Origin of the sequence: Chamaesiphon sp., assembly GCF_041737865.1 — a bacterium.
GTDB lineage: Bacteria > Cyanobacteriota > Cyanobacteriia > Cyanobacteriales > Chamaesiphonaceae > Chamaesiphon.
The window spans coordinates 1-5,557 of sequence record NZ_JBGSQZ010000059.1; the positions used below are offsets into that span (position 1 = coordinate 1).

General features: G+C 43.8%; 7 protein-coding genes and 1 pseudogene. 4 read left to right on the top strand and 4 right to left on the bottom strand.

The window, feature by feature from the left end; genetic code table 11:
- The 4 genes and pseudogenes from ACEW9J_RS04485 to ACEW9J_RS04500 form a co-directional block, all read right to left on the bottom strand.
- The coding region (locus tag ACEW9J_RS04485; RefSeq protein WP_373543940.1) for a POTRA domain-containing protein at nt 1–1,171 on the bottom strand (1,171 nt) is incomplete at its 3' end.
- 76 nt (nt 1,172–1,247) lie between these two features.
- Nucleotides 1,248–1,382: pseudogene (locus ACEW9J_RS04490) on the bottom strand (phosphoribosylaminoimidazolesuccinocarboxamide synthase); the annotation flags it as partial.
- Between the two features lie 254 nt (nt 1,383–1,636).
- A complete protein-coding gene (locus ACEW9J_RS04495; RefSeq protein ID WP_373543941.1) occupies nt 1,637–2,284 on the bottom strand; it encodes a hypothetical protein in 648 nt (215 codons plus the stop codon).
- A 397-nt stretch (nt 2,285–2,681) separates the two neighbouring features.
- Nucleotides 2,682–3,689: a tyrosine-type recombinase/integrase gene (locus tag ACEW9J_RS04500; protein WP_373543942.1), complete on the bottom strand. Its 1,008-nt coding sequence runs from the start codon at nt 3,687–3,689 to the stop codon at nt 2,682–2,684.
- A 211-nt stretch (nt 3,690–3,900) separates the two neighbouring features.
- Between ACEW9J_RS04500 and ACEW9J_RS04505 the strand changes: the two genes are divergently transcribed.
- From ACEW9J_RS04505 to ACEW9J_RS04520, 4 genes are all read left to right on the top strand, one after another.
- The gene (locus ACEW9J_RS04505; protein WP_373543943.1) at nt 3,901–4,173 is read left to right on the top strand and encodes a hypothetical protein; all 273 of its coding nucleotides are present in this window, start codon (nt 3,901–3,903) and stop codon (nt 4,171–4,173) included.
- Nucleotides 4,173–4,859, top strand: a complete 687-nt coding sequence (locus ACEW9J_RS04510) for a Fic/DOC family protein (protein ID WP_373543944.1) — start codon at nt 4,173–4,175, stop codon at nt 4,857–4,859. Before ACEW9J_RS04505 ends, ACEW9J_RS04510 begins: the two co-directional genes overlap by 1 nt.
- A gap of 175 nt (nt 4,860–5,034) precedes the next feature.
- Complete coding sequence (locus ACEW9J_RS04515; RefSeq protein WP_373543945.1) at nt 5,035–5,172, top strand: hypothetical protein; 138 nt, start codon at nt 5,035–5,037, stop codon at nt 5,170–5,172.
- A gap of 65 nt (nt 5,173–5,237) precedes the next feature.
- Nucleotides 5,238–5,557 (top strand): DUF1016 N-terminal domain-containing protein (locus tag ACEW9J_RS04520; RefSeq protein ID WP_373543946.1); only part of this gene is annotated, 320 nt, incomplete at its 3' end.

Sequence of the window (5,557 nt, forward strand, 5' to 3'; positions counted from 1 at the left end):
CAAATAGACCGTTGGTCGAACTGATTCCGCCTCCAGCTAGGATATTACCTGTTTTCCGCTCGATGACATTCAGTTGCAAAATTACTTTTGCCGGATCGCTACCGGGGGCAAAGGAGACGCGGACATCATCAAATAACCCCAAGCCAAAAATCCGCCGCAGATCTTTTTGAATCGTATTCCGGTTGAAAATTTTACCCGCTCTTGACTCCGCTTCGCGAGTGATGATAAAGGGGCGCGTCGTGCCGCCGATCGGTTTTTTCTGGTCGTCTACTAGCGAACCTTCTTTGTTGATAAACCGGACTTGGACATCTTCAATTAAGCCTTCGGCAATCACTAGAGTCAGCTTGCCATCAGCACCGAGTTCTTCGACATCGACTACTTGCGCTAGGTTATAGCCCTGTTCTTGGTAGAGTTGATTTAATTGTTTGATGGCGGCTTGCAGTTCGACGGCATTTAACTTTTTGCCGTACTGGGGCTGGAATAACTTATCGATGTCCTCCTGTTTCAATACGCTACTGCTATTGGCTGGGAGGGTGCGGATTTGGACTTGGCTGAGCGTGCCGTATGGTGTCACTAGGAAGCTCAGTCTCACGCCTTTGCTCGTGTCTTCGGGGACGATTTCGACTGCCGAAAAGGCACCTAAAGCTTTAATCGCGTTGAGATTTTGCTCTAGTTGCTCGCGGGTGGTCGGTTGTCCGGGTTTGACTGTGAGCACTTGCCGAACTTTTGATTCTAGTTCTGGCTCTAGCGCACCTTTGGGATTTTTGATGATGATATCCGAAACTATGACCTGTTTTTGGTTGGGAGTCGCTGGGGTGGCTGGTTGCTGACTCTGTGGCTGCCCAGTAGTTGGTGTCTGTCCGGTTGTCGGAGTAGGACTTGGGGTTGTTGTCTGGGTGACTGGTTTGGCAGCGGGTTTGCGGCGGATAGTCGATTTGCGCTTTTTTTGCTGGGATAGAGCAATTAGATCTTTTGCTGTAGCAATCTCGCCAGAATTGGCAATTGCGGTCTGGGTTGCCTTGGGATTATTTTTGTCGATCGAGAGTAACTCGGCCAAGCTATTTCGAGCGCTCAACTTCTTGATTTGCGCTGACTCGGCAACAGCCGCGAGCGTATATGTCAACTGACTGATGACGGCGATCGTGATAACTGAAAGTAATTTAAAACGCATTCTTAAATATATTAATTAATGACTAATGGCTGGTGATAAGTAAATCGCGATCGATGTTGCTATTTTTGTCTGGTTGCTACCCTCGAACTCCTAAAACTCTGTGTAGAACTTGCTGATAAGCATCCTCAATATTATCCATGTCGCGGCAAAACCGATCATTATCTAAGACTTGCAAATCGGGATCGGGTTCCCCAGTCAGCCACAATCGACAAACAAGGATTGCTACAGGATACGAAGTGCGGTTCGTTTCTGGTTAATCCGAAAGGATTAGAGGGCACTGGTCTGTTAAGGAAGGAGGGATGAAAAGCCGCGCTGAGTCAAGAATTCATGGATAGAAAATGGGTGAAGAGAGTAACCCATCGCCATTGAAGGAGTGACACCTTCCTTGGACTTCAGACTTAACGTGAAAAGTCAGGTCAGGTAGTCAATCTACACCCATCCCATTTAGTTATTTAACAGCTTTCATTATTTTACTTTTCCAGCCAAAAGAAGTCTGTCATGTTTTTGGAACTCTATGTTTTCAGAAGGTATGACTTCATATTCAATAACTTCAAATCCTAACATCTTAATTAAACTAACTGTTTCTTCAATTGATTTAGGACGTTCATCAGAGAAGAATTTTGGCAACCCATAGTCAACCACATTATTAATAAAAATTAAACCATTCCGATGGATTCTATCTCTTATAAGTTTTAAAAAATGAGAATAATTAATATAATTAAACACCTGCGATACAATAACAACATTAAAAAGATTTACAACTTTACTATTTTTATCTCGGTCGATGTTATTTAAGTCACATTCTTCTACAGTAAAATCAAATAAAAATTTCTGACTCTTTAACCACTGAATAGCGTGTATATCATTTTCCCAGTACGTGACAAATTTACCATTGATTGACCCAACTTCCTTAGTAATAGGATTAAAAAAAGGACCAACTTCAAGAATTGAATTGTCTGTATCAAGTAAGTATTTATAAATATATTTGGTTAACTCTAGCCCTCCACTTACCATTCTATCTCTCGCTAGCGCATCAAATTCATTACCATGTTCATTTAGAGTTAACTCCCAACCTGGCCAGTTGTAAATATATTGTTGATTTGGTGTTAACATGTTTGACATTAACCTGAAATTACTCTTATGAAGTTGGACAATTTATGAAAGAGTTTCATTATACACTACTTCCGGCATTTATAAGGTATGGTAACAGCAACTAGTAGACCAATTTCGTCGGCGTAGTTGGATTAGGGTATGATTTAGCGATCGAGAGTGGTTCGCATCACCCAATCACCGTAATTGAGTGTAGAGATCGAAATAGATTGAGATCCGAGATTAAATCGATCCTCAATTTATGAAATCCACACTTAAAATCAATTTCAGAAAGTATAGTTTCGACACAAGTTAGCTTTTTAATTATCTGAACCTCTGGCTCTGAGACTATTTGGCTGGAGGAGATTGAAATAGTTCTGGATCTCGATCTATATCGATCTAACTTTATCCCTGTAAATGTTCAGATAGATTTAGTGTTGTGTGATTCGATCATATGATAAAAAGCAGCTTCAGCCGCCGCCTGATCCGCCGCCTTTGTATAGCGACGAAAACTAGCCGTAGAGCGATGGCGCGTCATCGTCATCACATGATAGGGGTTCATCCCCTGCACCATCATATTCGTCGCGAATGTATGTCTAAACTGGTGCGGATGAATCGATACATTAGTTACCGCCTCAAACTCCTTGACAACCTTATAAATGCCGTCATAACTCAAACGTTGACCCCGATTGCGATTGGATTCAGAGATAAAGATCGGACTGTTCGGCTCGATCGAGTGTCCCTGGCGTTCGCGCCACTCCAAATACCGATCGAGTAAAGATCGCGTTTGCACAGTCAGCGGTACTTTGCCCTTACTATCAGCCTTAGCTTGACGGATATTCAAGCGTTGCCCATCATAATCTTCGAGATTGAGATTGACAACTTCGCTAGCTCTGAGTCCATGCAATAATACCGAGACGATCGTAATATTGCGTTCGGGGATCGAACTGTTCGTAGCTGCTTGGAGAATCTGTTCGACAGTAATGTCATCTAAATTTTGGGCTTCAGGTTCGACTAATTTGGGTAACTCAATCCCAATCGTTGGATCGGCACTAACATACTGGCTTTTGAGCAACCAACCATAAAAATTTTTCAATGTGCCCAAGATTCGACAAACGGAGCTATCCACCAACACCCGCCGATCGGTCTCCGAGTCGATGCGAAGAAGATGGGCTTTAAATTGAGCGACTTGGCGCGGTGTAACCGCCGCCCAGCCCATAGTAATCCAGCGAAGAAAGTGGTTGAGATCCCGACGGTAGGCGAGTTGGCTGTTAGGAGATAGCGATCGCGCCTGTAAGAATTCCTCAATCCTCGTCTCTCGCAACTCGATAATTCTCCCTTGGAGAGGCTGCGCCAACGGACTCGGAGGGGGTTTAGCCGCAGGTAAAACGGTAAGTAAGACGGGATCTGGGACGGTTTTTAGAGCCATTTGAGAAACTATAACAGTGAGTTCCGAGAAATTTGGGTGAGACAGCGTTCAAACCTGCTGTCTCACCACGGCTTTAATTTTACCACGAATGTTCGATTCCAGATAATTACTCTTATCTGGAATTGGACAGATCTCAGACGAAATCTAGGATTAAATCGCGCTCGTGATATAATATCGAGTAGTCAAAACCACCTCACTATCGGTATTTAAGATGACCACAGTTCGCGCGAACGGCTTGCCGTCTGAGACAGCAATCGCTGACTTAACTGCCCAACAGCAGATCGATCTGCTGGCAGAGCAACATGGCATTACCTATCAACAAACCCAACTTGATGAGTTAGCAGACACATACTCTAGACTTTCCGATAATGAGGTCGAATTAGATGATACCGAGCTGCTGTTGCTCGAACTCGATCGGGCAGGAATTCTTACGGGCAAGGACAACGGATTGCTGCATCTTCAGTACTTGCGCGAGCGGAAATAATGACCTTCGACCCGTTTAGAGATTTTGAAGAACGAGGCTACCTGCGAAATTTATATGGTAGTAAAGATGTTGCAGCAGTTAAGGCACTCGAACAAAAGTCATTCAAGAAAAATCTAAAAAGTGCGATCGATGCTTTGGCGACGACTCAATTTATCGAATACAAGCATATTCTGAGCATCCATAAAACCTTGTTCGGGGATATTTACCCTTGGGCTGGTGAAGACAGATTGGCAACGGCTCCCGCTCTCAACATTACTAAGGGTGGCTACGATCGAATGTTTGCCCATCCACGAGATATCAGACGTGCTGGCGAATATGCTGCTTATCGGGGTCAAGATTTATCGTTTATGCACGAACAACCTGGAGAAGTAATGGGACTGCTGGCTCATGCACATCCATTCTTAGACGGCAATGGACGGACTATTATGGTGCTTCACGCAGAATTAGCTTATCGAGCAGGAATCAGTATTGAGTGGAAACAGACAGACAAGGTAGATTATCTGAGGGCACTAACGACAGAACTCAACGATCCAGGCAAAGGACATTTAGATCTCTACCTCAAGCCGTTTATTCGCTCTGCAATCGATCGCAAACAGTCAATATCGGCATTGAAGTCATTAAAAGGGTTAGGCGAGACACAAACATCACAGGATCGGCTCAATCGAGATTCTGATAGGCAAGAGTAGGTGCAGCAGTAGTTTGAATATGTGGAGGTTATATGAAAATAGAGGATAAATTAAATGCTATTATTTCTGATTCTCGAACCAAGGTTGAATTTCAAGAATTGGATTTAGATGCTACGGCAGAAGTTATAAGCTATGGAGATCTCATGCTCCCGCAGAACCTAAAAGTGAAGCTGTTATGGCTATTGCCCAGATTTTTCAAGCTGCTACCGATCGCGAGAAGTTATATATATTCAAAGAGATTTGCGATTTAAGAATTCAATCGTTCGCGCAGCGTCCCCATCGGGGAATCGGGATTAAGTTTCCCGAAGAGTAATTAAAACCTAATCGATTTAATTTCCAAATTCAATGCTACACGAACAGCAATAGCCTCAAACCTGCATGGATCGACTCAGTACTGAATATCAAGAACTTCTAGTTAGTCTCAAACAGCGGATTCGTGCCAGTCAAATTCGAGCGGCTTTGGCTGTCAATCGAGAGTTGATTCTGCTTTACTGGCAGATCGGACGGGAGATTCTTTTGAGACAGTCCCAGCAGGGTTGGGGGGCTAGAGTTATCGAGCGTTGGTCTCAGGACTTACAAACAGAGTTTCCCGAACTAAAAGGATTATCTGGTCGCAATCTCAAATGTATGCGGGCGTTTGCAGAGGCTTATCCAGAGTCAGAATTTGTGCAACAAGCTGTTGCACAAATTCCTTGGGG

What these genes read in the sequence shown, in the direction of transcription:
- ACEW9J_RS04510 (WP_373543944.1), top strand. Translation starts at nt 4,173, where the DNA reads ATGACCTTCGACCCGTTTAGAGATTTTGAAGAACGAGGCTACCTGCGA.
- ACEW9J_RS04505 (WP_373543943.1), top strand. Translation starts at nt 3,901, where the DNA reads ATGACCACAGTTCGCGCGAACGGCTTGCCGTCTGAGACAGCAATCGCT.
- ACEW9J_RS04515 (WP_373543945.1), top strand. Translation starts at nt 5,035, where the DNA reads ATGGCTATTGCCCAGATTTTTCAAGCTGCTACCGATCGCGAGAAGTTA.
- ACEW9J_RS04495 (WP_373543941.1), bottom strand. Translation starts at nt 2,284, where the DNA reads ATGTTAACACCAAATCAACAATATATTTACAACTGGCCAGGTTGGGAG.
- ACEW9J_RS04500 (WP_373543942.1), bottom strand. Translation starts at nt 3,689, where the DNA reads ATGGCTCTAAAAACCGTCCCAGATCCCGTCTTACTTACCGTTTTACCT.